This window comes from Streptomyces kanamyceticus, from assembly GCF_008704495.1.
Classification (GTDB): domain Bacteria; phylum Actinomycetota; class Actinomycetes; order Streptomycetales; family Streptomycetaceae; genus Streptomyces; species Streptomyces kanamyceticus.
The window spans coordinates 8,730,206-8,755,302 of record NZ_CP023699.1; the positions used below are offsets into that span (position 1 = coordinate 8,730,206).

Sequence of the window (25,097 nt, forward strand, 5' to 3'; positions counted from 1 at the left end):
GGCAGGCCGCCGCGCCCGCGGAGGGGCCGCCTCGGAGGAGGACCTCGAGGCGGCCCCGACCCGTGTGCCGTCCGCGCCGGGCGGGCGGCGAGCGCCGCGGTGGTTACCTCAGACCGCGATCCAGGGCGTTGAACAGGACGTTGTTCGAGGTGTCTCCCGACATCTCCCAGATCATGCCGCCGAGCAGACCCTTGGACTTGATGTACTGGGTCTTCTTCTCGATGGACCAGGCGTCGTCGAAGGACCACCACTGGCCGTTCGCCCCGGTGTAGCCGTACGTCGAGATGGACTGCTCGTCGTGGTAGACGGTCAGGTTCGGGAAGGCGGCGACGAGGTTGTCGTAGCCGCGGGTGCCCGCCTCCTCCTGGAACTGGCCGGGCGCGGCGCCGTTGGCGCTCTGCCACTCGCCGTGCGCGCCGCCCTCGGCGACCTGCTGCCAGCCGCGCCCGTAGAACGGGAAGCCGATGGTCAGCTTGCGCGGCTTGATGCCCTGATCCGTGTACACCTTCACCGCGTCGTCGATGCTGAAGTCGGTGGGGTACGGGCTCTGTGCGTCCTTGTACAGGTTGGCCTGGTGGCCGGTGCGGTTCGGTTCCCAGGAGTTGTCGCTGCCCGCGCCGTGGAAGTCGTAGCCCTGGACGTTGCCGAAGTCCAGGTGCTTGAAGACCTCCTTGATGTCCCAGCCGTCGTTGATCTTCTTGGCGTCGGCCGGGGTGAAGGCGGTGAGCAGCCGGTGGCTGCCGCCGAGCGCGTCGAGCTGCTTGCGGAACTCGGCGATCAGCGCGGTGTTGTTGGCCTTGTCGTCCGTGCTCCAGTGGTTGCCGGGGTGGCCGTCCGGTGATCCGGGCCACTCCCAGTCCAGGTCGAAGCCGTCGAAGATCCCGGCGGCGACGCCGTCACCGCCCGCTCCGTTGTACGCGGGCAGATTGCCCTTGATGTACATGTCGATGCAGGACTTGACGAACTTCTTCCGCGAGTCGTCCGTCTTGGCGACGTCGGAGAAGTACTTGGAGTACGTCCAGCCACCGAGCGAGACGACGACCTTGAGGTTCGGGTGCTTGGCCTTGAGCTTCTTCAGCTGGTTGAAGTTGCCGCGCAGCTTGCCCCAGCCGTCGTCGGCGACGCCGTCCACGGACTGCCCGGCGGGGAAGGCCCGGCCGTAGTCGGCCTCGGCGTCCCCGGCCCCGTCGCCCTGGTTGGGGTCCTGGGGGTTCTGCGTGGTGCCCTTGGTGACGCCGTTGAGGCAGGTGAGGTTCTTGGGGTCGATGTTGGCGAAGGCGTAGTTGATGACGTCGAGCTTGGCCGCGGCGCCGGACGTCTCCAGGTCCCGCACGAAGTACTGGCGGCCGTAGATGCCCCACTGCACGAAGTAGCCGACCTTGGCGTAGCCGTCCTGGCCGACGGGGTCCTTGGTGGTGACGGAGAGGGCGTTGCTCGCGGGCGACGCGTTGTCGGCGGCGTCCCGCGCCTTGACGGTGAAGGAGTAGTCCGTCGCGGGGGCGAGTCCGGTCACGGTGCTGGTGAGGGTGTCGGCCGGCAGGCTCTCCACGAGGGTCGTGCCGCGGTAGACGTCGTACGCGGCGACGCGCTGGTTGTCGGTGGCCGCGTCCCAGGCGAGCTTCACGGTGCTCGAAGTGACGTCGCTGGAGCGGAGGTTGCGGGGCGCGGTGGGCGGCACGGTGTCCGTCGCCGGGTCCACGGTGGTCGCGCTGACGGGGGCACTGGCCTCCCCGGTGTTGCCGCGCGAGTCCTTGGCCCGGACGCTGAACTGGTAGGCGGTCGCCGGTTCCAGGCCGCGCACCGTGGCCTGGGTGGTGGCGCTGGCCGCCACGACGGTGGTGCCGCGCAGCACCTCGTACGAGGCGACGGGGAAGTCGCCCTGCGCGGCCGCCGCCCACTTCAGGCTGACCGTGCGGGCGGTGGCGTCGGCGACGCTGAGCCCGGTGGGGGCCTTCGGGGGCACGGCCGCGGTGCCGTCGCACTTGTCGCCGTTGATGAGGCAGCCGGTGGGGGGCTTGAGCTGGCCGCTGCCGCGGAAGGTGTAGCTGTAGGGCTCGGTGTCACGGCCCGCGGGGACGCGGGCGTTGTAGTACGCGGGCGTCACGACCACGTGCCTGCCCTTGACCTCGGCGGTGCCGTGGGTGTGGTCGCTGATGGTGACGCCTTCGGGCAGGTCGAACTCCAGGGACCAGGTGTCGACGGCGGTGTCGCCGCTGTTCTTCACGACGAACTTGCCGGTCCAGGACGAGCCGCTGCCCTCGCTGCTGAAGGTGGCGGTGAGTTTGGCGGCCGCGATGGCGGGGGCCGCGAGTGAGGTGAGTCCGGCAAGCGCCAGGGCGAGCACGGCGAGAACGGCGACGATGCGTCGGGGCGCGGCTAACACCGCGCGGGGTCTGGCGGTGGATCTGAGTGGGGACACGGCTCTCCTTGGGGGAGGTGAGGCGTCCGTCCGTGCCGGGCCCCCCGAAGCCGGGGAACGGTCCGATGAGACAGGGATCGGACGCGCTTCCTGCGGTACAGACCTCTTAGAGAACCACCCACCGTGGGCATGTCAACGAGGGCGGGAGAGCGCTGGACCGTACCAATTCGCGGCGCCGAACCCCCGGCCGGGCTTCCGTCCTCGTAAAGGACTGGACCAATTCGAGAAGATTTTGCTTCGCTTTGACTCGGCGTCAGGGCGATGGCGGCCCCAACTCGCCTGCGGTGACCGTGAGATGGGCGCGCCGCGGCCCGTGTTCCGGTGGTGTCCGATGAGGCGGCGCGGAGGGGTCGCCCGTGGGTCCGGGGCGGCGATCTTCGGCCGTTCACGCGCTGGCCTGCGGGTATTCATCGCCCGTCGGGATCATTTGTGTGCGGCGTCACAGAGAATCCTCAGATTACTCGGGCATGCTTCCCGGCAACCGAGCGAGGGGAGCGAAGGATGGCGATGCGCGTACGGCTGGGCCGCAGGCACCTGCGGGCACTGCTTGCCATGGGCGCCCTGTTCTCGTGTCTCGCGCTCGCGGACAGGAACGAGCTGCCCCATGCCGTCACGCCGACCGTGCGGTCCGGGCCGCCCGCGGAGGCGGCGCGGGTCGGCGCCCTCTTCGAGGGCGGCCTGGCAGGGCACCACTTCTGCACCGCGTCCGTGGTGCACAGCAAGGGCCGCGACCTCATCGTCACCGCGGGCCACTGCCTCAGCGACGGCAAGGGCATCACCTTCGCCCCCGGCTACCACGACGGCAAGGCCCCCTACGGCCTGTGGACGATCGAGCGCGTCTACGCCGAGGACCACTGGACCCACGGCGGGGACGAGGACCACGACCTCGCCTTCGCCGTCCTCGAAACCCGGAAGGGACGGCACGTCGAGGACGTGACCGGGGCCAACACCCTGGACACCACGGCGGGCACCGAGCACCGCGTCACGGTCACCGGCTACCCCGCCGACGAGGACGCCCCGCGCAGCTGCACCAGCACCGCGAACCGCTTCCGAGCGGGCCAGCAGCGCATCGGCTGCCCCGGCTTCAGCAGCGGCACCAGCGGCAGCCCGTGGGTCACCGCCGACGGCCATCTGATCGGTGTCCTCGGTGGCTACCACGACGGCGGCGACACCCCCGACGTGTCGTACAGCGTGATCCTCGACATGGAGGCGGCCGCCCTCTACGCCAAGGCGGCGCACGGCTGACCCGCGCTCAGCTCCCCTCGGCGGCGAACAGCCGCCCGGTGAGCCTGTCCAGGAAGGACTCGTCCACCGGCGGTGCCGTGATGCCCCGCTCGGCCAGCATCGCGGTGACACGGGACGGAGCGAGGTCCGGAAGCCGGTGCGCGGGCGTGGCCACCACCAGGTAGGGAAGCATCTCGAACATCGCGTAGAGGGAGCGGGCGGGCCGCGTACGCCGGTTGGCCCTGAGGAGCGCGAGCCATTCGTCGACCGGCAGGACGGCGATGTCGTGTCCGCCCCGGCGCAGGGCACGCACCGCGTCGTTGAGCGGGAACGGGGTGGGGTCGTGGAGGTTGAACACCCGCGGCCGGTCGCGCCGGGGCGCGTCGGGGGCCAGCGCCGTGATCACGCGACCGGCGTGGTCGACGGCGCAGACCGGCACCGAGGGAAGCGTCGCGGGGGCGGCGCGGAGCTGGACGCACACCTTCATGAGGGTGCTGAGCGGTTCGCCGTCGCCGGACCTGCCGGTGGCGCTGTCGCCGAGGACGAACGGCGGGCGGTAGACGGCGGCCGGGAGTCCGCGGGCGGCGGCCTGGCGCACCAGCTGTTCGGCCACGTACTTGGAGGCCGGATATCCGAACGTGCCCGAGAAGCCCAGCGACGGCTCGCTGTCGTCGTGGACCGCGTCGACCGCGCAGGCGCGTGCGGAGATGAAGACCGCCATGGTCGAGACGTGGTGCACGGCCTTGAGCTGACCGTACGCCGCGAACCGCAGGACTTCGACGGTTCCTCGCACGTTGGGGATCCGCGCCAGTTCATAGGGATCGTTCATGTTCACGGACGCACCGCAGTGGTAGACGGCGCCGATGGACTGGGCGAGTTCCTGGTAGCGGTCGGGGGCGAGTCCGAAGCGCGGCTGGGTGAAGTCACCCGCGATCGCGGCGACGCGGCCGGGGTCGGCGCCCACCTCGGCTCCCGTCCCGGCCCCCACCTCCGCGCGTCGGGCGGCGAGCCGTACGGCGGCGGCCCGGTCGTCATCGGCGCGGACCAGGCACCGGATGGTCCCTGTCGTGGCGGCCCGCAGTGCGCGCAGCAGGTAGCCGCCCAGGTAGCCGGTCGCGCCGGTCAGCAGGACGTCCGCCGGTGGCGAAGACGCCGCCGTGGGGCTCGGGCTGATGTCGGCGGGCAGCCGGAGGTCGGACTCCGGGACGGCAAGAGTGGTGGAGGTGGTGGGGGTGGTGGGGGTGCTGGCGCTCCTGGTCATGGCGGGTGATTCCCCTCATGCTCGCTCGTTCAGCATCGAGGCGTACGCGGGGTGGGTGATGGACAGGCCGCCGTCGGCGTGGATGAGCTGGCCGGTGATCCAGCTCGCGGCGGGCGACGCGAGGAACAGCACCACCTGCGCGAACTCCTCGGGAGTACCGAGCCTGCGCAGCGGCGTGCCCGCCCTGGCCGCGGTCTCAAGGCGGTCGTTGCCCGGCATTCCGGCCCTGGCGTCCCCCTCGATCAGCCCGCCGGAGGCGGTGTTGACCCGGATCCCGGCAGGCCCGTACTCGACGGCCAGATAGCGGGTGAGCGCTTCGAGGGCGGCTTTGGAGGCGCCGGTCCCGGTGTATCCGGGCAGGGCGCAGCCCGCGCCGGAGGAGGACACGTTCACGATCGCCGCGTGCGGTGCGCGCTCCAGCAGGGGCCGGGCCGCCTGCGCACACCACAGCGCCCCGGCCGCGTTGGTGGACAGCGCGCGGAGCCAGTCGCGTTCGCGGACGGCGTCCGGGGCGTTGAACCGGCCCGCGGCGGCGTTGTTGACCAGGACGTGCAGACGGCCGTGCCGCTCGGCCACGTCGTCGAACAGCGCGGTGACGGCGCCCCGATCGGCGACGTTGCCGGGCAGGAGCCGTGCCAGGCCGCCGCTGTCGAGCACGTCCTGCACGGTCTGCCGCGCCGTGTCGGGGTCGCGGAAGCAGTTGACGACGACGTACGCGCCCTCGCGGGCGAACGCCTGGGTGATGTGCCTGCCGATGCCCCGGCCGCCGCCGGTGACCAGCACGACCTTGTCCACGAAGCGTCCGGTCATGGCGCGTCACGTCCCTTCGGGTGGGCTGAGGATGATGCAGGAGTTCTGGCCGCCGAGGCCGAAGGAGTTGGACAGCACCGGCCGGGCGCCGGTCTCCCGCGGCTCACCGCTGACCACGTCAAGCCCCTGGCAGTCGGCGGCGAGTTCGGCGTGCCCCGCGGTCGGCGGGACGAGGCCGAGGTGGGTGGTGAGCGCGGCCACGGCCACCTCGGCGGCACCGGAGGCCCCCATCAGGTGTCCGAACACCCCCTTGGAACTGGTCACGGGCGGGGGAGCACCGTCGAAGGCGGCGAGCAGCGCGCGGGTCTCCATCGCGTCACCGAGCGGGGTGGACGGGCCGTGGGCGTTGACCGATCCGATGTCGGCGGGGGTGAGCGCCGCATCGTCCAGCGCGTTGTTCATGCAGGCGGTGACCCACTTGCCGGTGGGGTTCGGCGCGGTGAGGTGGTAACTGTCCGTGCTCTGCGCGCTCCCGGCGATCTCGGCGTAGACGCGGGCGCCTCTGGCCAGCGCGTGGTCGAAGGGCTCCAGGGCCAGGAACGCCGAACCCTCGCCCATGACGTAGCCGTCGCGGCCGACGGAGAAGGGGCGCGATGCGGTGGCGACGTCGTCGTTGCGGGTCGAGAGCGCGTCGGACTGGCAGAAGGCGGCCATCATCAGCCGGGTGAGTCCCGCGGAGTCGGTGGCCCCGGCGAGCACGAGATCGCACCGGCCGTCGCGGACGAGGCCGACGCCGGTACTGATCGCGTCGATCCCGGAGGCGCACGCGGTGGACACGGTGGCCGATGGCCCGTGCCAGCCCAGCTTCATGCCGATGAACGCGGCGGCGGAGTTGGGGATCAGCAGCGTGGTGGTCAGCGGGCTCACCTCACCGGGGCCCCGGTCGCGGCAGGCGAGCGCCTGCCGGGTGTAGGAGTCCGCTCCGCCGAAGGAGGAACCGCAGGCGATGCCGCTCCGTACGGGATCGCGGGCCGGTGTCCCGGCATCGGCCAGGGCGTCCAGGGCGGCGCACAGGGCGTACTGGGCGAACCGGTCGGCGCGGCGACGCTCCTTGCCGGACAGATACCGGTCCGGGCGGAAGCCGCTGACCTCACAGGCGAACCGGGTGGGCAGACCCGCCGGGTCGAACCGCGTGATGGGCCCGGCCGTCGCCCTGCCCGCCAGGACGGTGGCGGTGAACTCGGCCAGGTCACAGCCCGCCGGGGTGGTGACACCGATCCCGGTGATGGCGACCCTTCGACGGCCGCGGGAGTCGAGGAGCTGCCGGGCGCGCGTCATGGCCGCTCCGCCGCGCCGGGCGAGGGGACGAAGACCAACGCGGCGTTGTGCCCGCCGAATCCGAAGGAGTTGGACAGCAGCGCCCCGGCCCCGAGCGGCCGGGGCGGTCCTGTCACCAGGTCGATTTCGAGATCGCTTTCGACCTCGGCGGTGTTCGCGGTGGGAGGGGCCACCGCATGGGCGAGGGTGAGCAGGGTGACGATCGCCTCGGCCGCGCCCGAGGCGGCGATCATGTGGCCGGTCACCCCTTTGTTGGCGGTGACCGGGACGGTGCGGGGGCCGAAGACCGCCGCGATCGCCCGGGCCTCCGCCGCGTCGCCGACGCGCGTCGAGGTGGCGTGGGCGTTGACGTGCGCCACGTCCGTCGCGTCGATCCCCGCGTCGGCCAGAGCGGACCGCATGCAGCGCGCCGCTCCCTCACCGCCGGGGCGGGGACTGGTCAGGTGGTGGGCGTCGCAGGTGACGCCGTATCCGCTGATGCGGCCGTACTCCCGGGCGCCGCGGCGAGCCGCGTGGGCAGGATGCTCCAGGACCACGAACGCCGCGCCCTCCGACGCGACGGTCCCGTCCCGGTCGACGTCGAACGGCCGGGAGGCGGAGCGGAATTGGCGGTGGCGCTCCGACAGGGCCCCGCTGGCCCGGATTCCGGTCAGAGACCTCTCGGTGAGCAGCTCGGCGCCGCCCGCGACGACGACGTCCGCGAGACCGTCATGGATGAGGCGTGTCCCTTCACCGATGGCGACGGCGCCGGTGGCGCACGCGGCGCTGACCGCCGTCGAGGGGCCGGTGAGGCCCGCGGCCAGGCTGATGGCGGCGGGCAGGGCGTTGTGCATGGCCATCGGTACGAAGAAGGTGCCCCTCTCGGGCGACTCCAGCGTGGTGGAGGCGCCGAACGCGGTGCCCGCGACGACCGCGTACCTGTGGGAATCGCCGGGGGCGGCGGTCCTGGCGGGGACGTCGTCCAGGGCGGCGTCGGCCAACGCGTCGAGGGCCGTCCGCAATCCGAGCCGGGTCACGGGGTCGAGCCGCCGTCCCAGTTTGCCGAGGCGTCGCCAGGACCGGTCGCCGTCGCCGGGCAGCCGACAGGCGAATTCGGTGACCGCCCCGTCGGTATCGGTGGGCCCGAGGGTGCTGGCCAGGGTCCCCTGGGCGGCGATCAGGGCATCCCACAGCTGGTCGGTCCCCGCACCGGCCGGGGTGGTCGCGGCCATGCCCGTCACCGCCACCGACCTCCGGTACGGATACCTGTCCATCAGGCGGGCCCGGGCGGCGAGTTCACGAGGCCGATGAGGTCCGCCACCGTGACGGCCCGGGACTTCAGATCGGCCTTGTCCACGAGGAATCCGCGTCCGGCGAGTCCGGCCGCGATCTCGGACAGATCGAGGGAATCCGCGTCCAGCTCGTCGACGAGCCGTGCGTCCGGCGTCACTTCGTCCTCGGGAACCGAGAGGACCCGTGACAGCACTTCGGTGACGGCGATGGCGATCGGGGTGTTGGGGTTGGGCACCGCACTGCTCATGCTCGTACTCCTTTTCCGCTCGTGCTCCTTGCTGATGTGATAGGTCGTCAGATATGGGCCCGTATCAATGGCCCATCGACATGCCTCCGTCCACGGGCAGCACGGCGCCGGTGATGAAGGCGGCCTCCTCCGAACAGAGGAAGGCGACCGCGGCGGCCACTTCGGCGACCGTCCCGAACCTCTTGCACGGGATCATGTCGGCCAGTTGGCGACGGCGTTTGCCGCTCAGGTGGGCGATCATCCCGGTGTCGACCGGGCCCGGCATGACCAGGTTGCACGTCGTGGTCGGGGCCAGCTCCCGGGCCAGTGACCGGGTCAGACCGATCAACCCCGCTTTGGCCGCCGCGTAGTTGGCCTGCCCCATCGACCCGAGGACGCCCGCGGCGGATCCGATGTTGACGATCCGGCCCCACCGGGCGGCGGCCATGCCCGCGGCGGCGCGTGAACCGCACAGGAAGGGAGCGGTGAGGTTCACGTCGAGCACGTCCCGCCACTGGTCCGCCGTCATCTCGCCGACCAGCGCGTCGGCGAGCAGGCCCGCGCAGTTCACCAGGATCTGCACGTCCGATCCGAAGTGGGCGCGGACGTCGCCGAACAGGGCCTCGACGCCGGTGGGTTCGGTGATGTCGGCGCGCAGCGCCAGGCAGCCGGTCGCGGCGGCCACCTGGTCGGCGGCGGCCTGGTTCCTGACGTAGGCGATGGCCACCTGGTGGCCCGCACCGGCCAGCGCGGTGGCGACGTCGGCGCCGATGCCCCGCGAGCCGCCGGTGACCAGCGCGACCCTGCCGGGGGAGCGTCGGCTCGTCATGAGGGGAGAAGTGCCGCGATGGCCTCACACGCCTCGAACGAGGCGGCGTTGAACAGCGGCATCCGCCCCAGGGTGCGTTTGGCCAGGCCGGTGAGCGTGCGCCCGTGCCCCGCCTCGATGATCGCGTCGGCCCCGGCCCGGGCCAGCGCGTGCTGGGTGTCGCACCAGCGCACCGGGGTGATGAGGTCGGCGGCGACGAGCTCGCGCCAGGTGTTGGGGCCGGTGTCACCGGCCCGGTGGGTGCGGCCGTTGTGCACGACGGCCGCTCGGGACCGGGTGAAGGGGATGTCGCGCAGCCCCGCCAGGAACTCCCTGGAGGCCTGACACATCAGCGGAGTGTGGAAGGGCCCGGCGACGTCGAGCGGAATGATGTCGCCCGCCCCCAGCTCACCGGCCGCGCTCTCGGCGGCACGCAGCCCCGCGTACGTCCCCGCGATGACCGTCTGCGACGGTGCGTTGTCGTTGGCGACCCAGCAACCGGAGATGTCCGCACACGCCTTGTGCGCGCCCTCCGCGCCGAGCAGCAGCGCGGTCATGCCGCCCGTGCCGTCGCAGGCGGCCTCGGTGACGCGGGCGCGCAGCGCCACGACCTCGATCGTCTCGCGGACGGTGAGCACACCGGCCGCGTGCAGGGCGGAGACGAATCCCAGTGAGTGGCCCGCGAGCAGGGGCCGAGGGCCCCCTTCGCCGCAGAGAGTGGTGGACAGCGCCTCCCAGGAAAGCACCGAGCAGAGCACGACGGACAGCTGGGCGTCCGTGGTCGATGCCGGAGCCGCGTCGGGGTCGAGGAGCATCGGCTCCAGCGCGCGACGCAGGATCTCTTCGGCCTCCCCGACGATCGACCAGCCCGGACGGCCCCGCCAGGCTTCTCCCATGGCGGGGCCCTGGGAACCCTGGCCGGGGAACACCACCGCTGGAGATTTCCACGATGTCATGGGCATATCAATGCAGTCCTCACGTGGCCTCGACGGTCAAGGGGCGGGCGGCGGCGCGGCGATGGCGGGGCGGCGATGGCGGGCCCGTGGACCGGGTGGCTCGATCGGTTCGGGGCGGAAGGCTCCTGCCCCTTCACATGCTCTGACCGGCCCGTGGTCTCCGGGAGGCGTGAACCGCCGGGGCGTGAGGCAGGTGACGATCTACGTAGTGCGCGGGGGCGCAGGGGAGTCACGCGTGGCGAGCGCCGCCGCGGGGGTTACTTGGCTGCGTCGAGCGCGGCCTGCCAGGCGGGGCTGTTCACGTAGTGGTTGTCGTACTGCTCGGAGGAGTTCTTGATCTCCTCGAAGCTCGCCTCGCCGCGCATGACGCGGCCCAGCAGACGCAGGTAGTCGAAGCGGGGCATGCCCGGGCTGAAGACGAACAGCACGTCGGCCTCCCGGTCGGGGGCCGCGGCGAAGGCGTGCGGGGTGTGCGGCGGCACCAGCAGGAAGTCGCCCTTCTCCAGGACCTTCACCTCCTCGCCGACCAGCACCTGGAGCGCGCCGTCCACCACGAAGAACAGCTCGGACGCCTTGGTGTGGAAGTGGGCCGGGGCGCCGACCGCGCCCTTGGCGAAGGTCGAGCGGTAGCTGGTGAGCGCGCTGCCGTCGGTGCCGTAGTCGGCCAGCAGGGTCATCACGCTGCTGGGGTCCGCAGTGGTCTCGGCGGTGGCGGCGCGGGTGAGGACGGCCTGCGGTGCGGTCTGCGCGTTCATGTTGTTTCCTGCCTCTGAGCTGCGGCTTCGGGTTTTCCCGGCGCCTTGTGAGAACAACTCTATGGCGCCGATAGACCTCACACGGGGTGCATTTTCGGGTACGAATCATGGGTCAATTCTGCGCCGCACCCTTCTTGAATCCACGGATGAACTGCTGTCGCGTAAATGAATCGAAGGCCATCGAGCCCATTCGCCTTTACTTGCTCTTGACGTGGATCCGGTGGGGCGATAGCGTCACCGACGTCCACGCCAATGGTCCAGACCATTTGGGCGTGGTGGCTCCGTCCCCTGCTTTAAGGGGGGAGGGGACGGGGCCACAGTTCGCACCGGACGCGTGATCAGTTGGTCCGCCTCTGGCGTCGTGCGGGGCGGTTTCGCTGTGCCATTGGCCCACCCATGAGTGCCTGGCTTGAGCCGCGTGGCTTCTTGATGGTCTGATGGGTCTGTCGATGGCGCCCCGGACTCCGTGGCGCCTTCTTTGTGTCCGGGTTGCCGAGAGGGGCGGGAAGCAGTGCTGAAGAGGGTGTTCGTGGCTCCGGATCCGGGGCGGCTGCGGCTGCGCAGCGGTGCCCGGGCAGTCGTCGGCATTTCGTCGGCCGTGGCTGTGTGCGGCCTGGTGGGGCACTCCCTCAGCGCGGCCATCGTCGGAGGACTCGCGGCGCTGCTCGCCCTCTTCACCGTGCTCGACCCGACCGTGCGCGGCCAGGCGGTGACGACCGCGCTGCTGCCGGTGGTCGGTCTTCCCGTCCTCGCCGTGGCCGCGGCGCTGCACGACTACCCCTTGGCCAGGGACCTGACGTTCCTCGCCGTGGTCGGCGCCGGGGTCTACGCGCGGCGCTGGGGTCCCCGTGGTCATTCCCTCGGTGTGTTCGCCTTCATGACGTACTTCGCCGCCCAGTTCCTGCACACCGTGCCCGACCAGCTGCCCGAGCTGGCCGTGGCCGTACTGCTCTCGCTCTGCGTCTCGTCGACCGTGCGGTTCGGCCTGTGGTGCTACGAGCGCGGCCGCCCCGTGGCCGCCGCGCCCGCACTGCCGCAGGGACGCGGTCTCGGCCGGGTGACCACGCGGCAGGCCGTGCAGGCCGCGGCGGGGGCGGCGTTCGCGCTCGGGGTGGGGCAGGTGCTCTCCGACCAGCGGTGGTACTGGGCGGTGGGCGCCACGTGGTGGGTGTTCGTGAACACCGTGTCGCGCGGCGAGACGCTGGTGCGGGGCTTCCGCCGGGTCCTCGGCACGGTCCTCGGCATCGTGGTGGGGTTCGCCGTCGCGCTTCCCGTGCAGGGAGCGGCGGTGCCGACCGCCCTGGTCGTGGCGGTGAGCGTCTTCGGGATCTTCTACACCGCGGCCGTCTCGTACAGCTGGATGATGTTCTTCGTGACCGCGATGGCCTCCATGCTGTACGGGCTGCTCGGCGTCCTGGACGCGTCGCTCCTTGGGCTGCGCGTCGCGGAGACCGCGGTCGGCGCGCTCGGCGCGGGGCTCGCGGTCCTGCTCGTCCTGCCGGTCACCACACATGCGGTCACCGACGAGTGGATCCGCCGTGCGCTGCGGTGCGTGCACGCCTGCACGACCGAGGCCGCCGCCCGCCTCGCCGGGACTCCGGGTGCGGACCCCGAGCCCCACGTCGCCGAACTGGAGTCGCTGCTCGCCCGGGTGCGCCTCGCGGTCTCACCGCTGGTGCATCCGCTGCACCGGGGCCGGGAGCGCAAGGCGCGGGCCCACGGGGTGCTCGCGCTTCTCGACGACTGCGCGCGGGAAGTGCGTTCCCTCGCCGAGATCGCGGCGGACCCGGACGCCTCGCACGACGCCAGGCTCGCGGCCGCCTGCTGGCGGGTGGAGGCGGCGGTGGAAGCGCTGACGACTCCGCGTGGCGCCCGGCAGGCACGCGAGCCCCAGGCAGCGGTCCCGCATGCCGTGGGCCACCCGGCCCTCGCGCACCTGAACGGCCTGGAGCGGGCGCTGGAAGCGATGGCCGGGCACACGAAACCGGAGGAAGCGGCGTATCTGGGCGGTGCCCGGTAGCTTTGCCGTCCGGCTGACCCCGCCCGCCACGCACAGGGCCCCGCCACCGGCGCCGACTTGGTCTAGACCGGCTGCTAGCGTCGGCCGCACGAGTGGCGCCACGGACGTGCCGCTCAGGGCGAGAGGGGACAGCAGTGGCCGTCGGCAGGCACGCCGCACACGCGTACATCGGATCCTTCACCGCGGCCGGAGGGCGCGGCGTCACCACCGCGGCCCGCGACGCGGACACCGGCGCGCTGACCGTCCTGAGCAGCACGGACGAGGTCGCCGACCCGTCGTACCTCGTGCTCTCGGCGGCGGGGGACACCTTGTACGCGGTCAGTGAGACCGCCGACGGCGCGGTCGCCGCCTACCGGCTCGACGGGTCGGAGCCGCGACTCACCGGAGCGCCCGTCCCCGTCGGCTCGGCGCCCACCCACCTCACGCTGTACGCGGGCCACCTGCTCGCCGCCAACTACGGCTCGGGCAGCGTCGCCGCCGTCCCCCTGCGCGCCGACGGAACCCTCGGCGCCGCCCCGTCCAGCGTCCTGGTGCACACCGGCTCGGGACCGCACCCCCAGCGCCAGCGGGCGCCGCACGCCCACCAGGTGCGCGTGGACCCGAGCGGCCGCTGGGCGCTCAGCGTCGACCTCGGCACCGACTCGGTGCGGGTCTGCGCGCTCGACGCGGAGAAGGGGGAACTCACCCTGCACCGCGAGGTCGCGCTGCGCCCCGGGTCGGGACCGCGGCACCTCGCCTTCCACCCGGACGGCGACCGCGCGTACGTCCTGAACGAACTCACGCCGACCGTCACCGTCTGCGCCTGGAACGCCGACGCAGGCACGGTCGAGCCGCTCGGCGAGGCCGCCGTCCTCACGGAGGTCCCGGACGGCGACGCCTTCCCCTCGGCGATCGTCGTCGCCCCCGACGGGCGCTTCCTGTGGACCGCCACGCGCGGCGCGGACGTCATCTCCGTGTTCGCGCTCGACGGTCCGGGCGGTGCGCCGCGGCTCACGGCGACCGTGGCGTGCGGCGGCCACTGGCCGCGTGACCTGGCCGTCGACCCCTCGGGCCGGTTCCTCTACGCGGCCAACGAGCGCTCCGGCGACGTCACCTGGTTCGCGGTCGACCAGGCGACCGGCCTGCCGGTCAGGACCGGCTCCGTCGCGGCGCCCGCCGCCTCCTGCGTGGTCTTCGGCTGAGCCGTAGCGGGTACGACGACGGGCCCGCCCCCACATCGGGGCGGGCCCGTCCTCGTACCCGCTACGCGCGGCAGCTCAGTGCACCGGCGCGCCCGAAGGCTGCTGCGGGGTGATGCCGAGCGTCGTCGTGTACTTGGCGAGCGCCAGCTTGCCGATCGCCGGATAGGGGCCGAGCGGGTCGGCGACGGAGCAGCCCGCCTCCTTCGCCGCGGCGTCGAGCAGAGCGGAGTCCAGCTCGGGGCCGATCAGGTACGGGGCGAGCGCCAGCTGGGCCGATCCTGAGCCGCGCAGCTGCTCGGCGGTCGCCGCGATGGCACCCTCCTCGTCGAGCGCGGCGGCCATCACCGGCACCGCGAGGCGGGCGGCGAGCAGCATGCCGGTGATCCCGGCGGCCTGCACGGCCTCGTCGCCGCCCACGGTGGCGAGCACGATGCCGTCGGCGGCGGTCGCCACCGTGAACAGGCGGGCGCGGTCGGCGCGGGCCAGACCGGCCTCCGAGAGGCGCACGTGCAGCGCCTCGGCGAGCAGCGGGTGCGGGCCGAGGACGTCGGTCAGCTCGGCGGCGACACGGCTGTCCATGACGGCCTGCCGGATGCGGCGCATCAACGCGCTGTCGGGGCCCGCGAGCAGCGGCACGACGACGGCGACGGGTCCTTCGGGCTCGGCCACCTCGGCGCCCGCGGCGCGTGCCTGCTCGACGCGGGCGGCGCGCTCGGCGGCCGCGTGCGCGAGCACGGACGTGAGCGAGGGGAACTCGGGGAAGGACGTGACGGTGGCGTCCTCCTCACCGTCGACGTAACCGATGCGGGCGTCGAGGCCGGGCAGCTCGGAGCGGGCGATGCTCACGACTTCCTCGGCGAGGCTGCGCGTGGTGGTGCTGGGGGCGCCCGGCACGGCGAGGACGAGTGCGGGCGCGCCCTCAGGAGCCGCGACGGGCTCCGGACGGCGGTGCCGGCCCGGCTGACGGGGGCGCGGCATTCGTACGGGCAGGCCTGATGCGGGCCCAGTGGGGGAGCTCATGCGGCCGCATGCTACTGGTTTGCGGGTCCTCGCTGTTCGGGGAGGGTGCAGGTGGGCGGTATAAGTCCGTTTTTGTCTGATGAATTACGTAGAGGTCAACTGTCGTCGTCACCGTGGACGGTGAGCATGCGCGGATCGCGCGGAAACCGCAGCCGGTCCGCGCCGATATCGGCGGCTATGCGCAACGCGCCGTCCAGCGGGTCGCCCGCCGCCCGGACCTGGACGGCTCGCGGCAGCCGCTCCGTCAACTCCTCGCGCAGCGGCCCGGTGAGCGGCTCGCCCAGCTGGAACAGGCCGCCCGTCAGGGCCACTTCGCAGGCGTCGCCCGGTGGGCAGACGGCGGCCGCGGACTGCGCGATGTGCCGCGCGGCGTCCCGCAGGATTCCCTCGGCCACCGGGTCGTCGGCCGCGCAGGCGGCCACGTGCGGCGCGAAAGAGGCGAGGACGGCGGGCCGGTCGGAGCGGGGATAGAGCTGTCCGGGCAGCCCGGCCACCGGACCGAACAGGTCCTCGGCGCGCACGAGCAGCGCCTTCGAGCCGCCGTCCCTGCCGTCGTGCGCCCGCAGCACCGCCTCCAGGCCCGCGCGGCCGATCCAGGCGCCGCCGCCGCAGTCCCCGAGCAGATGTCCCCAGCCGTCGGCGCGGTGCCAGGCGGTCAGATCCGTGCCGATCGCGATCAGGCCCGTGCCCGCGGCGACGACCGCGCCGGGGCGGTCGCCGAGCGCTCCCGCGTACGCGGTCACGGCGTCCGCGGCGAGCGCCACGCGGCGTACGCCCAGAGCCTGTTCGAGCGCGGACGGCAGCCGGGCGCGCAGGTCGTCGCCCAGGCTCGCGAGCCCTGTCGCGCCGATCGCGACGGCCGCGATCCGGCCGCCGCCCGCCTGCGCGAGCAACTCCCGTGCCATCGGCAGGAGTTGCGCCATGAAGTGTCCGGCGTCGATGCCCCGCTCGCCCGTGCGCACTGGCTCCGCCGAGCGCACCGGGGCGGGGCCGTGCGCCCCGTCCGGCATGCCGAGCGCGGACCGCAGCCCGGAGCCACCCGAGTCGACACCCAGGACCAGGGCGTCGGCCGCCACCTCTCCGGACGGCCTCACGGCACGCGCCAGTCCACCGGCTGCGCGCCCTGCTGGACCAGCAGATCGTTGGCCCGGCTGAAGGGGCGCGAGCCGAAGAAGCCGCGGTCCGCCGACATCGGCGAGGGGTGCGAGGACTCGACGGACGGCAACGGTCCCAGCAGCGGCCGCAGATTGCGCGCGTCGCGGCCCCACAGGATGGACACCAGCGGCTTGCCGCGCGCGGCGAGCGCCCGGATCGCCTGCTCGGTGACCTCCTCCCAGCCCTTGCCGCGGTGCGCGGCGGGCTTGCGCGGGGCCGTGGTCAGCGCCCTGTTGAGCAGCAGCACGCCCTGCTGGGTCCAGGGCGTGAGGTCGCCGTTCGACGGCTGGGGCAGGCCCAGGTCGGTGTTCATCTCGCGGTAGATGTTGATGAGGCTGCCGGGCAGCGGCCGCACTTCGGGTGCGACCGAGAACGACAGCCCCACCGCGTGACCGGGCGTGGGATAGGGGTCCTGGCCGACGATCAGGACGCGGACGTCGTCGAAGGGTTGCTGGAAGGCGCGCAGGACGTTCGGTCCCGCCGGGAGATAGGTGCGTCCCGCCGCGATCTCCGCGCGCAGGAAGTCGCCCATCGCGGCGATCCGTTCGGCCACCGGTTCCAGGGCCTTGGCCCAGCCGGGTTCGACGATTTCATGCAAGGGTCGTGGTGCCACGGCGTCACCCTACTGCCGTAACGGCCCCGCCGATCAACCGATGGCCGCCGCCCGCACGCACAGTACGTCCGGCAGGTGCGAGGCCAGTTGCCGCCAGCTGTCGCCGTCGTCCGCCGACGCGTACACCTCGCCGTTGCGATTGCCGAAGTAGATGCCCGCGGGATCGCTGTCGTCGCTGCACATGGCGTCGCGCAGCACGGTGCCGTAGTGGTCCTCCTGGGGCAGGCCCGCGCTCAGCGGCTCCCAGGTCGTGCCCGCGTCGGCCGTGCGGTAGACCCGGCACCGGTGGTCGGCGGGCACCCGGTCGCTGTCCGCGGTGATCGGGAAGACGTACGCCGTGCCGCCGCGGTGCGGGTGGGCGACCGCCGCGAAGCCGAAGTCGGAGGGCAGTCCCTTCCCGATGTCGGTCCAGTTGGCGCCCGCGTCGTCGCTCCGGTACACGCCCCAGTGGTTCTGCAGGTACAGCCGGTCGGGGTCGGCCGCGTCCCGTGCGACCTTGTGCACGCACTGGCCGAACTCGGGGTCGGTCTCCGGCAGGAACACCGCGGAGACGCCGTGGTTCGCGGGGGTCCAGCTCTCGCCGCCGTCCGCGGTGCGGAACACCCCCGCGGTGGACACCGCGACCGTCACCGCGCGGGCGTCGCGGGCGTCCGTGAGCACCGTGTGCAGCCCCTCTCCGCCGCCTCCTGGCACCCATTTGGAGCGGGTGGGATGCTCCCAGAGCGGTCGTACGAGGGTAAAACTCTCACCACGGTCCTCCGAGCGGTACAGCGCGGCCGGTTCCGTGCCCGCGTACACCACGTCCGGCTCGGCGGCCGCGGGGTGCAGCTGCCAGACACGCTCCAGCGAGGCCCCGGTGTCCTTGGGGAACTTCACCGCGGGCTTGGACGGCTCGGTCCAGGTCGCGCCGAGGTCGTCGGAGTGGAAGACCGACGGGCCCCAGTGCGCGCTGTCGCCGCCGACGAGCAGGCGCGGGGTGGGGCCGCGGGTGTCGATCGCCACGGAGTAGACCGCTTGCGCGTTGAAGTAGGGGCTGTCGTCGAACTCCCAGGCGCCACCGCGCCTGCGGCCGATGAAGAGGCCTTTGCGGGTACCTACGGTCAGGATGACGTCGGACATGCCGACCACCTCCGGGACGTCGTTGTCTCAGGTACCGGCCAGTCTGCACCCCGGCACTGACAGTCACCCGTGGAGGCGGTGTCCGCGCAGGTCAGAGCCGTGTCCCAGCTCCACTGCCAGCTGCGAGATCGTCGCGGGCCCCACCCGGCAGCAGCCGCCGATCAGCCGCGCGCCCGCCGCCCGCCACCCCGCGGCCCGGCCCGCCGTGAAGCTCGCGGGACCCCGCCAGGCGCGGGCCGCCGCGTCCCAGCGCTCCCCGCTGTTGGGGTAGACGACCACGGGCTTGCCGGTGATCCGCGCGGCGAGCGCCACCGCCGTGTCCGCGTCCCGCGGATCGCAGCAGTTCACCCCGACGGCGATGACCTCGTCGGCGTCGGCGGCGAGCGCGAAGGCCTCCGTGAGCGGCTGGCCCGCGCGCGTGAACCCGCCCGCGATGCTGTACGACAGCCAGGCGGGCACCCCGAGCCCCCGCACCGCCCGCAGCAGCGCCCGCGCCTCGTCGGTGTCGGGGACCGTCTCCAGGGCGAGGACGTCGGGCGCCGCCCCGGCGAGGGTCTCCAGACGTGGCCGGTGGAAGCGTTCGAGCGCGTCCACCCCGAGGCCGTACCGCCCCCGGTACTCGGAGCCGTCCGCGAGCATCGCGCCGTAGGGCCCCGCCGACGCGGCCACCCAGACGTCCCGCCCGGCACCGGCACCGGCACGGCGCGCCAACTCCACGCTCAGGCGCAGCAGTTCCGTGGTGCGCGCCGCGTCGATGCCGCGGCGCGCGAACCCCTCGTACGTCGCCTGATAGCTCGCGGTGATCGCGACATCGGCGCCCGCCGCGTAGTACGCGCGGTGCGCCGCCTCGACGGCGTCCGGCGCGTCGGCGAGCAGCCGCGCGGACCACAGGGCGTCGCTCAGGTCGTGCCCGGCGGCCTCCAGCTGGTTGGAGAGGCCGCCGTCGAGCACGACGGGGCGGCGCGCGAGGGCGTCCGCGAGTGTCACCTTGCCGACTTTCACACCGCCGACGCTAGCCGAGGCGCGGCCAGCGGGAAGTGGCAGGCGACCTGGTGTCCCGCGCCGTGCGGGGTGCTGACCGGCGGCTCGGCCGTGGCGCACACGTCCTGGGCGACGGGGCAGCGGGTGCGGAAACGGCAGCCCGAAGGGGGCCTGGCGGCGGACGGCGTCTCGCCCTCCAGGGGAGTGCGTTCCGTGCCGGACGCGGCCTCGGGGTCGGGCAGGTTCACCGTGTCGAGCAGCCCCCGCGTGTAGGGATGCAGCGGCCGGGCGTACACCTGCTCGGCGGGACCCGACTCGACCAGCTTGCCCAGGTACATCACGCCGACGGTGTCCGCCAGATGGCGCACCACCGCCAGGTCGTGCGAGATGAACAGATAGGTCAGGCCGCGCTCGCGCTGCAGGTCGCGCATCAGGTTGAGGATCTGCGCCTGCACGGACACGTCGAGTGCCGAGACCGGCTCGTCGGCCACCACCAGATCGGGGGACAGCGTCAACGCCCGTGCCAGGCCGAGGCGTTGGCGCTGGCCGCCGGAGAACTCGTGCGGGTAGCGGTGCACGGCGCCGCGCGGCAGGCCGACGGCGTCGAGGAGTTCACCGACCAGCTTCTCCTGCTCGGCGCGGTTGCCGACGCCCTGGATGACGAGCGGTTCGCGCAGGATCTCGCCGACCCGCATGCGCGGATCCATCGCGGCCGTGGAGTCCTGGAACATCAGCTGGACGCGGCGCCGGTGCGCGCGGCGCTCGGAGCGCGACAGGTCCGCGGGGTCGCGCCCCTCGAAGCGCACGGCGCCGCCGGTCGGCTCCTCCAGGCCCGCGACGACGCGCCCCAGCGTGGTCTTGCCGCAGCCGGACTCGCCGACCATGCCGAACGTCTCGCCCCTGCGGATCTCCAGGGACACCCCGCCGACCGCGCTGACCGTGCCCCGGCTGCGCGAGAAAGCGCTGCCCTTGAGCGGGAACTCCTTGACCAGTGCGTCGAGTTCGAGGAGTACGTCACCGGGGGAGGCGGGTGCGGGCACCTGTGCGGGGGCCACCACCTCGTCCTCCGACGTGACCTCGTCCGGCACCGGGTGGAAGCAGGCGAACCGGTGCCCCGCGCCCCGCACTTCGTCGTCCGCGAGCGGCGGCTCCTCGGTGCGGCAGGTGTCCGTGGCGAAGGTGCAGCGCGGCGCGAAGCGGCATCCGGTGGGGCGCACCGAGAGGTTCGGCGGCAGGCCGGGAATGGTGTGCAGTTCCGTGCCGCGCCCTGCCGCACGCTCGGGCAGCGCCGCGAACAGCGCCTCGGTGTAGCGGTGTCGGGGGCGCGCGAACAGGTCGTGCACGTCGGACTGTTCGGCGACCTTGCCCGCGTACATCACCGCGACCCGGTCCACCCGGTTGGCGATCACCCCGAGGTCGTGCGTGACCAGGATCATCGCCATGCCGAGGCGCTCGCGCAGATCGTCCACGAGCTCCAGGATCTGGTGCTGCGTCGTCACGTCGAGCGCCGTGGTCGGCTCGTCCGCTATCAGCAGCTTCGGCTCGCAGACCAGGGCCATGGCGATGGCCACGCGCTGGCGCATGCCGCCGGACAACTGGTGCGGATAGGCCTTCATGCGCTCGGCGGGCTGCGGCATGCCGACCAGGCGCAGCATCTCCTGGGCGCGCGCCCAGGCCTCCTTCTTCGTGATGCCCGCGCGGTGCAGGAGCAGCGGCTCCGCCACCTGCGCGCCGATCGTCATCGTCGGGTTGAGCGAGGTCAGCGGGTCCTGGAAGACCATGCCGATGGTGTTGCCGCGGACGTCCTGGAGGACGGGCGCCGGGGCGACGGCCAGGTCCTGACCGTCGAAGAGGACCCGGCCGCCGGTGACTTCGCCGCCCGGCGGCAGCAGGCCGAGGACGCTGAGCGCCGTCATGGTCTTGCCGCAGCCGGACTCCCCGACGATGCCGAGGGCCTCGCCGGGGGCCAGTTGAAGGCTGACGCCGTCGAGGGCGTGGACGGTGCGTTCGCGCGAGGCGATGTCGACGCGCAGGTCGTCGATCGTGAGCAGGGGCTCGGTCATCACGGTCATTTCTCTGGGGCTCCCTTTACTTCCGCAGCCGTACTTCGAAGGCGTCCCGCAGCCCGTCACCGATGAAGTTGAACGCGGCGACGACCAGGACGATCGCGATGCCCGGCGGGAAGATCAGCCACCAGTAGCCGTTCTGGGTGTAGGTGATCCCGGCCGACAGCATCGAGCCCCAGTCGGCGGACGGCGGCGGGATGCTGAGCCCGAGGAAGGCGAGGTAGCTGACGTAGAGGATCGCGTCGGCGATCTGGAACGTGCAGTTGACGATGACCGTGCCGATCGCGTTCGGCACGATGTGCTTGAAGACGGCCCGCGCGCCGCCGCCGCCCATCATCCGCATGGCCTGGACGTACTCGCGGTTGCGCAGCGAGAGGGCCTCGCCGCGCACCAGACGGGCGGGGGAGAGCCAGGCCACCGAGGCGATAATGACGATCAGGACGCCCTTGCTCGGCGTGATGATCGCGGCGACCACGACGAGCAGGAACATCGCGGGAATGGCGAGTGCCGCGTCGGTGACCCGCATCATCGTGGCATCGACCCAGCCGCCGAAGTATCCGGCGACCGCGCCGTACACGGTGCCGAAGAGGGTGGCCAACAGGCCTGCGGCAAGACCGATTTCGAGCGAGGTCTGCCCGGCGACCATCAGGCGGCCGATCATGTCGTAGCCGAGGTCGGTGGTGCCCAGGAGATGGCCCGAGCTGCCCGGCGGCAGGTTCGCCTGCGAGAGGTCGGTGTGGATCTGCTCGGTGTCGTACAGGAGCGGCCCGAGGTAGCTGAACGCCAGCAGCAGGGCCAGCACGATCACGCCCGTCAGGGCGAGCTTGTTGCCGGTGAAGACCTGGAGCGTGCGGCGGGCGAGGGAAGGGGTGGCCTGCGCCGCTTCTTCCTGGCCGGGAGCGATGTCGGGGGCGACCGTGGTACTCATGCCACGCTCCGTATCCGGGGGTCGAGGACGGCGTACAGGATGTCGGTGAGCAGCGAGCCGACGACGGTGGCGACACCGACGACGAGCGTCACGCCGAGCAGTACGGGGAAGTCGGACCCCTGTGCCGCGTTCCAGAACAGCAGCCCCATGCCGGGGTAGTTGAACATCGACTCGACGACGAGGGCGCCGCTGAACAGGGTCGGCAGATAGAGGCCGAGCAGGGTGGCGAGCGGGATCAGCGCGTTGCGCAGGACGTGCCTGACCATGATCCGGCGGCTCGACTGGCCCTTCGCCATCGCCGTGCGGACGTATTCCTCGGTGAGGTTGTCGAGCACGGCGGAGCGCATGTAGCGGCTGAACATCGCGATGATGCCGAACGCCATGGTGACCACGGGGAGCACCAACCCGCTCGCGTCGCGCAGGAGTTCACCGATCGTCTCGCCCTGCGGGGCCTCCGCCGGGAAGACGGGCAGCACCTGCGCGAACAGGATGATCATGATGAGGCCGAGGAAGAACACAGGCGTCGCGTACAGCAGGAAGGCGAGCCCGGTGAGGGCGTAGTCCGACGCCTTGCCGCGCCGCACGGCCTGCACCAGGCCCAGCGGGACGGCGATGAGCACGGCGAGCGCGGTGGAAAGGACGGTCAGGAGCAGCGTCTTGGGCAGGCGCTGCTTGAGCAGTTCGAAGACCGGCGAGTTGAGTTTGAAGGACTCGCCGAGGTCGCCCGTGAGCAGCCGCTTCAGATACATCGCGTACTGCATGGGCAGCGAACGGTCGTACCCCTGTTGGTGGTTGAAGTGCTCGATCTGCTGCGGTGTGCCCTTGGGGCCGAGGATGGCGCGCGCGGGGCCGCCCGGCAGCAGGTGCAGGAGCACGAAGACGATGACCGACACCAGGAAGAGGACGACGATCGCCTGGAGGAAACGCTTGACCAGAAAGCCGGTGAAGCCGGTCACTTCTCGGCTCCCTTCTTCTTGACGTAGTACCAGTACTGGGGCGCGAAGGTGATCGTCGGGTTCTGACCGATGCCGCGCAGGTCGTTGCGGATCACGGAGACCTGGTACGCCGGGTTGGGCATCCACATCACGGGCAGCTGATCGGCGAGGTACTCGCCGTACTCGTGCACCGACTTCATGTCGGGGGAGTACTGCACGCCCCGGATGATGCGGTCGGCCTTCTTGTCGCTGTAGTTGCCGAAGTTGGCCGACGCCCCGGTGGAGAAGAGCTGCTCGCCGCTGGGGTTGAGCGGGTAGTACCAGCTGCCCGCGGTGCCGAAGAAGGACATGTCCCAGTCGCAGCCGGGCTCCTTGGCCTTGCACGGCACGGAGTTGCCGAGTACGGAGTTCAACGGCTGCTGGCGGACGGTCAGTTGGATCCCGGCCTTGGAGAGCGACGACTTCAGCTCCTGCATCATGTTCGTCGTCTCGGTCGAACCCGACTGGGAGAGCAGGGTGAGTTCGAGCGGATCGTCCCGCTCGATGCCCGCGCCGCACTGGTCGTCGCCCGTGCCCGGCCGTACGCAGCGTGCCGTGCCGTCGTCGGTGCGCCAGCCGTGCCCGGCGAGCAGCCGCTTGGCCTTCGCCACGTCGAAGGGGTACCGGTTCCGCTCCATCGCCTTGGAGAGGTACTGGCTCTTCGGCGTGATCGGCACCGGACCGAGCGTCGGCGTCGCGCTGCCCTGCCAGATGACGTCGCTCATCGCCTTCTGGTCGACGAGGTGCTGCATGGCCCTGCGGATGTAGAGCTGGCGCATCAGGGGGCCCGCGTGGGTGGAGTTGAAGTTGTAGACGATGTACGTCGCCGCCCAGCCCTCCCACGGATCGACGCGGTACCCCTTCTCCTCGAACTTCTCCTTCTGCGCCATCACCGACGGCGGGATGTAGCCGTAGTCGACACCGCCCGAACGCAGCACGTTGTACTCGGAGTCGGCCGTCGTGAACGGCTTGAAGACGACCTTGTCGAGGTGCGGGCGCTCCGCCTTCGGGCCGGTGAACTTCTCGTTCGGCACCAGGGTGACCTGGCCGCTGTCGCGCCATCCGGCCAGCTTCCAGGGCCCGTTGACGGTCTTCCAGAGCGGGTCGCTGCCGTACGAACCAAGGCTCTTCGCATGCTGGGTGAGCCGCGCGAAGACGGCCTTGGCGCCCGCCGGGGTGCGGTCCCAGTCGCCGATCTCGCCCCCGTCGGTCTTCGCGCCCCAGGCGTGCTGGGGCAGCGCCCGCAGCAGGGTCAGCTGGTTGGCGGTGAACCAGTCGGGGTTGTACGCGCGGGTCAGGTGCAGCCGCACGGTGTGGTCGTCGACCGTCTCGAACCGCTTGACGTTGTCGGGCATCGTGCCGACCGAGTAGTTGCCCCAGTCCGCCTTGTTGGCCTTGACCAGGTGGAACCAGAACTCCAGGTCGCGGGCGGTGACGGGTTTCCCGTCGGACCACTTCACGCCCTCGCGCAGCGGCACGGTCACCGTCTTGTTGCCGTCGCTGTACTTCGGTTCGAGACCGAGCGTGCTGGTGTCGTGCGTGGTCAGCCCGCCCTTCGACCTGTCCTGCACGGGGCTGTAGACGGGCAGGAAGAGCAGCGACTGGATCCCGTAGTTGTACGAGCCGCCGTAGCCGGGCGCGCCGATCGGGAAGATCCAGTTGGGCGTCGAGGCCGGTGGCAGCGCCATCGTCGCGGTGCCGCCCTCGACCGGGGTGCCGCCGGTGGGGCCCATGTCGACGCGGCCGCCCTCGCGGGTGCAGCCCGTCAGCGCCGTCGCGAGGACGAGCAGGGCTGCCGCCGTGGACCTGAATGAGCGCATGGCGATGGGCCTCCAAGGGATTGCGTGGGCGGCCCCGTGCCGGAGAACGACGGGGCGGCGCCCGAACGCTAGGCCGCAGGTGAAAAACAAGTCAATAGCTTCGTTCGAGAAGAGACGGGAAATCCGATGGGGGTAGCCAACTTGCTTCGACCGAACCTAGAGTTCGTATCGTTCTCGAACTAAAGCAACGGAAGCTTCGAAGTAAATGGGG

The 25,097-nt window shown here is 72.0% G+C and carries 21 protein-coding genes; 3 read left to right on the top strand and 18 right to left on the bottom strand.

The genetic code is table 11. The annotated features are described in order from the left end of the window. Positions 1-103 precede the first annotated feature (103 nt). Positions 104-2,383, bottom strand: a complete 2,280-nt coding sequence (locus CP970_RS37915; protein ID WP_055543982.1) for a glycosyl hydrolase family 18 protein — start codon at positions 2,381-2,383, stop codon at positions 104-106. 537 nt (positions 2,384-2,920) lie between these two features. Between CP970_RS37915 and CP970_RS37920 the strand changes: the two genes are divergently transcribed. Beyond that, positions 2,921-3,664, top strand: coding sequence for a trypsin-like serine peptidase (locus CP970_RS37920; protein WP_055543957.1), 744 nt, complete (start codon positions 2,921-2,923; stop codon positions 3,662-3,664). A gap of 7 nt (positions 3,665-3,671) precedes the next feature. Here CP970_RS37920 and CP970_RS37925 read toward each other — a convergent pair whose 3' ends face one another. From CP970_RS37925 to CP970_RS37960, 8 genes are all read right to left on the bottom strand, one after another. Further along, positions 3,672-4,904 (bottom strand): thioester reductase domain-containing protein, encoded by a 1,233-nt coding sequence (locus tag CP970_RS37925; RefSeq protein ID WP_055543956.1) that lies wholly within the window; start codon positions 4,902-4,904, stop codon positions 3,672-3,674. Between the two features lie 15 nt (positions 4,905-4,919). Beyond that, complete coding sequence (locus CP970_RS37930) at positions 4,920-5,714, bottom strand: SDR family oxidoreductase (protein WP_055543955.1); 795 nt, start codon at positions 5,712-5,714, stop codon at positions 4,920-4,922. Between the two features lie 6 nt (positions 5,715-5,720). Further along, positions 5,721-6,992, bottom strand: coding sequence for a beta-ketoacyl-[acyl-carrier-protein] synthase family protein (locus CP970_RS37935; protein WP_055543954.1), 1,272 nt, complete (start codon positions 6,990-6,992; stop codon positions 5,721-5,723). Then, positions 6,989-8,245 (bottom strand): beta-ketoacyl-[acyl-carrier-protein] synthase family protein, encoded by a 1,257-nt coding sequence (locus CP970_RS37940; RefSeq protein ID WP_055543953.1) that lies wholly within the window; start codon positions 8,243-8,245, stop codon positions 6,989-6,991. The genes CP970_RS37935 and CP970_RS37940 overlap by 4 nt, the downstream gene beginning before the upstream one ends. Beyond that, on the bottom strand, positions 8,245-8,511 hold the full coding sequence (locus tag CP970_RS37945) for a phosphopantetheine-binding protein (RefSeq protein WP_055543952.1): 267 nt from the start codon (positions 8,509-8,511) through the stop codon (positions 8,245-8,247). The genes CP970_RS37940 and CP970_RS37945 overlap by 1 nt, the downstream gene beginning before the upstream one ends. A gap of 64 nt (positions 8,512-8,575) precedes the next feature. After that, a complete protein-coding gene (gene fabG, locus CP970_RS37950; protein WP_055543951.1) occupies positions 8,576-9,319 on the bottom strand; it encodes a 3-oxoacyl-ACP reductase FabG in 744 nt (247 codons plus the stop codon). After that, complete coding sequence (locus CP970_RS37955; protein ID WP_079043151.1) at positions 9,316-10,260, bottom strand: ACP S-malonyltransferase; 945 nt, start codon at positions 10,258-10,260, stop codon at positions 9,316-9,318. Before CP970_RS37955 ends, fabG begins: the two co-directional genes overlap by 4 nt. Positions 10,261-10,511: 251 nt before the next feature. Further along, positions 10,512-11,009, bottom strand: coding sequence for a cupin domain-containing protein (locus tag CP970_RS37960; protein ID WP_055543949.1), 498 nt, complete (start codon positions 11,007-11,009; stop codon positions 10,512-10,514). Positions 11,010-11,520: 511 nt separating this feature from the next. On the opposite strand from CP970_RS37960, the gene CP970_RS37965 reads away from it, so the two are divergent. Continuing rightward, positions 11,521-13,029: an FUSC family protein gene (locus CP970_RS37965; RefSeq protein WP_055543948.1), complete on the top strand. Its 1,509-nt coding sequence runs from the start codon at positions 11,521-11,523 to the stop codon at positions 13,027-13,029. 134 nt (positions 13,030-13,163) lie between these two features. Further along, positions 13,164-14,210 carry a lactonase family protein gene (locus CP970_RS37970; protein WP_055543947.1) on the top strand — a complete coding sequence of 349 codons (1,047 nt, stop codon included), beginning with the start codon at positions 13,164-13,166 and terminating at the stop codon, positions 14,208-14,210. A 75-nt stretch (positions 14,211-14,285) separates the two neighbouring features. On the opposite strand, the gene CP970_RS37975 is transcribed toward CP970_RS37970, so the two are convergent. The 9 genes from CP970_RS37975 to CP970_RS38015 form a co-directional block, all read right to left on the bottom strand. Further along, a complete protein-coding gene (locus tag CP970_RS37975) occupies positions 14,286-15,230 on the bottom strand; it encodes a sirohydrochlorin chelatase (RefSeq protein WP_055543946.1) in 945 nt (314 codons plus the stop codon). 95 nt (positions 15,231-15,325) lie between these two features. Continuing rightward, a complete protein-coding gene (locus CP970_RS37980) occupies positions 15,326-16,324 on the bottom strand; it encodes an N-acetylglucosamine kinase (protein ID WP_055543945.1) in 999 nt (332 codons plus the stop codon). Continuing rightward, a complete protein-coding gene (locus tag CP970_RS37985) occupies positions 16,321-16,998 on the bottom strand; it encodes a uracil-DNA glycosylase (protein WP_055543944.1) in 678 nt (225 codons plus the stop codon). The genes CP970_RS37980 and CP970_RS37985 overlap by 4 nt, the downstream gene beginning before the upstream one ends. 33 nt (positions 16,999-17,031) lie before the next feature. After that, positions 17,032-18,117 carry a WD40/YVTN/BNR-like repeat-containing protein gene (locus CP970_RS37990; protein ID WP_055543981.1) on the bottom strand — a complete coding sequence of 362 codons (1,086 nt, stop codon included), beginning with the start codon at positions 18,115-18,117 and terminating at the stop codon, positions 17,032-17,034. Positions 18,118-18,180: 63 nt separating this feature from the next. Beyond that, positions 18,181-19,119, bottom strand: coding sequence for a homocysteine S-methyltransferase (gene mmuM, locus CP970_RS37995; protein ID WP_191095003.1), 939 nt, complete (start codon positions 19,117-19,119; stop codon positions 18,181-18,183). Further along, on the bottom strand, positions 19,116-21,170 hold the full coding sequence (locus tag CP970_RS38000; RefSeq protein WP_450262325.1) for an ABC transporter ATP-binding protein: 2,055 nt from the start codon (positions 21,168-21,170) through the stop codon (positions 19,116-19,118). The genes mmuM and CP970_RS38000 overlap by 4 nt, the downstream gene beginning before the upstream one ends. 16 nt (positions 21,171-21,186) lie before the next feature. Continuing rightward, entirely contained in the window at positions 21,187-22,092 is a 906-nt protein-coding gene (locus CP970_RS38005; RefSeq protein WP_206188608.1) for an ABC transporter permease, read from the bottom strand. Further along, positions 22,089-23,048 carry an ABC transporter permease gene (locus CP970_RS38010; RefSeq protein ID WP_055543943.1) on the bottom strand — a complete coding sequence of 320 codons (960 nt, stop codon included), beginning with the start codon at positions 23,046-23,048 and terminating at the stop codon, positions 22,089-22,091. Before CP970_RS38010 ends, CP970_RS38005 begins: the two co-directional genes overlap by 4 nt. Next, a complete protein-coding gene (locus tag CP970_RS38015; RefSeq protein ID WP_055543942.1) occupies positions 23,045-24,886 on the bottom strand; it encodes a peptide ABC transporter substrate-binding protein in 1,842 nt (613 codons plus the stop codon). Before CP970_RS38015 ends, CP970_RS38010 begins: the two co-directional genes overlap by 4 nt. Positions 24,887-25,097: the final 211 nt, after the last annotated feature.

What these genes read in the sequence shown, in the direction of transcription:
- CP970_RS37930 (WP_055543955.1), bottom strand. Translation starts at nt 5,714, where the DNA reads ATGACCGGACGCTTCGTGGACAAGGTCGTGCTGGTCACCGGCGGCGGC.
- CP970_RS38015 (WP_055543942.1), bottom strand. Translation starts at nt 24,886, where the DNA reads ATGCGCTCATTCAGGTCCACGGCGGCAGCCCTGCTCGTCCTCGCGACG.
- CP970_RS37925 (WP_055543956.1), bottom strand. Translation starts at nt 4,904, where the DNA reads ATGACCAGGAGCGCCAGCACCCCCACCACCCCCACCACCTCCACCACT.
- CP970_RS37935 (WP_055543954.1), bottom strand. Translation starts at nt 6,992, where the DNA reads ATGACGCGCGCCCGGCAGCTCCTCGACTCCCGCGGCCGTCGAAGGGTC.
- CP970_RS37990 (WP_055543981.1), bottom strand. Translation starts at nt 18,117, where the DNA reads ATGTCCGACGTCATCCTGACCGTAGGTACCCGCAAAGGCCTCTTCATC.
- CP970_RS37955 (WP_079043151.1), bottom strand. Translation starts at nt 10,260, where the DNA reads ATGCCCATGACATCGTGGAAATCTCCAGCGGTGGTGTTCCCCGGCCAG.
- CP970_RS38005 (WP_206188608.1), bottom strand. Translation starts at nt 22,092, where the DNA reads ATGAGTACCACGGTCGCCCCCGACATCGCTCCCGGCCAGGAAGAAGCG.
- CP970_RS37940 (WP_055543953.1), bottom strand. Translation starts at nt 8,245, where the DNA reads ATGGACAGGTATCCGTACCGGAGGTCGGTGGCGGTGACGGGCATGGCC.
- CP970_RS38000 (WP_450262325.1), bottom strand. Translation starts at nt 21,170, where the DNA reads ATGACCGTGATGACCGAGCCCCTGCTCACGATCGACGACCTGCGCGTC.
- fabG (WP_055543951.1), bottom strand. Translation starts at nt 9,319, where the DNA reads ATGACGAGCCGACGCTCCCCCGGCAGGGTCGCGCTGGTCACCGGCGGC.
- CP970_RS37960 (WP_055543949.1), bottom strand. Translation starts at nt 11,009, where the DNA reads ATGAACGCGCAGACCGCACCGCAGGCCGTCCTCACCCGCGCCGCCACC.
- CP970_RS37945 (WP_055543952.1), bottom strand. Translation starts at nt 8,511, where the DNA reads ATGAGCAGTGCGGTGCCCAACCCCAACACCCCGATCGCCATCGCCGTC.
- CP970_RS37975 (WP_055543946.1), bottom strand. Translation starts at nt 15,230, where the DNA reads ATGAGCTCCCCCACTGGGCCCGCATCAGGCCTGCCCGTACGAATGCCG.
- CP970_RS37920 (WP_055543957.1), top strand. Translation starts at nt 2,921, where the DNA reads ATGGCGATGCGCGTACGGCTGGGCCGCAGGCACCTGCGGGCACTGCTT.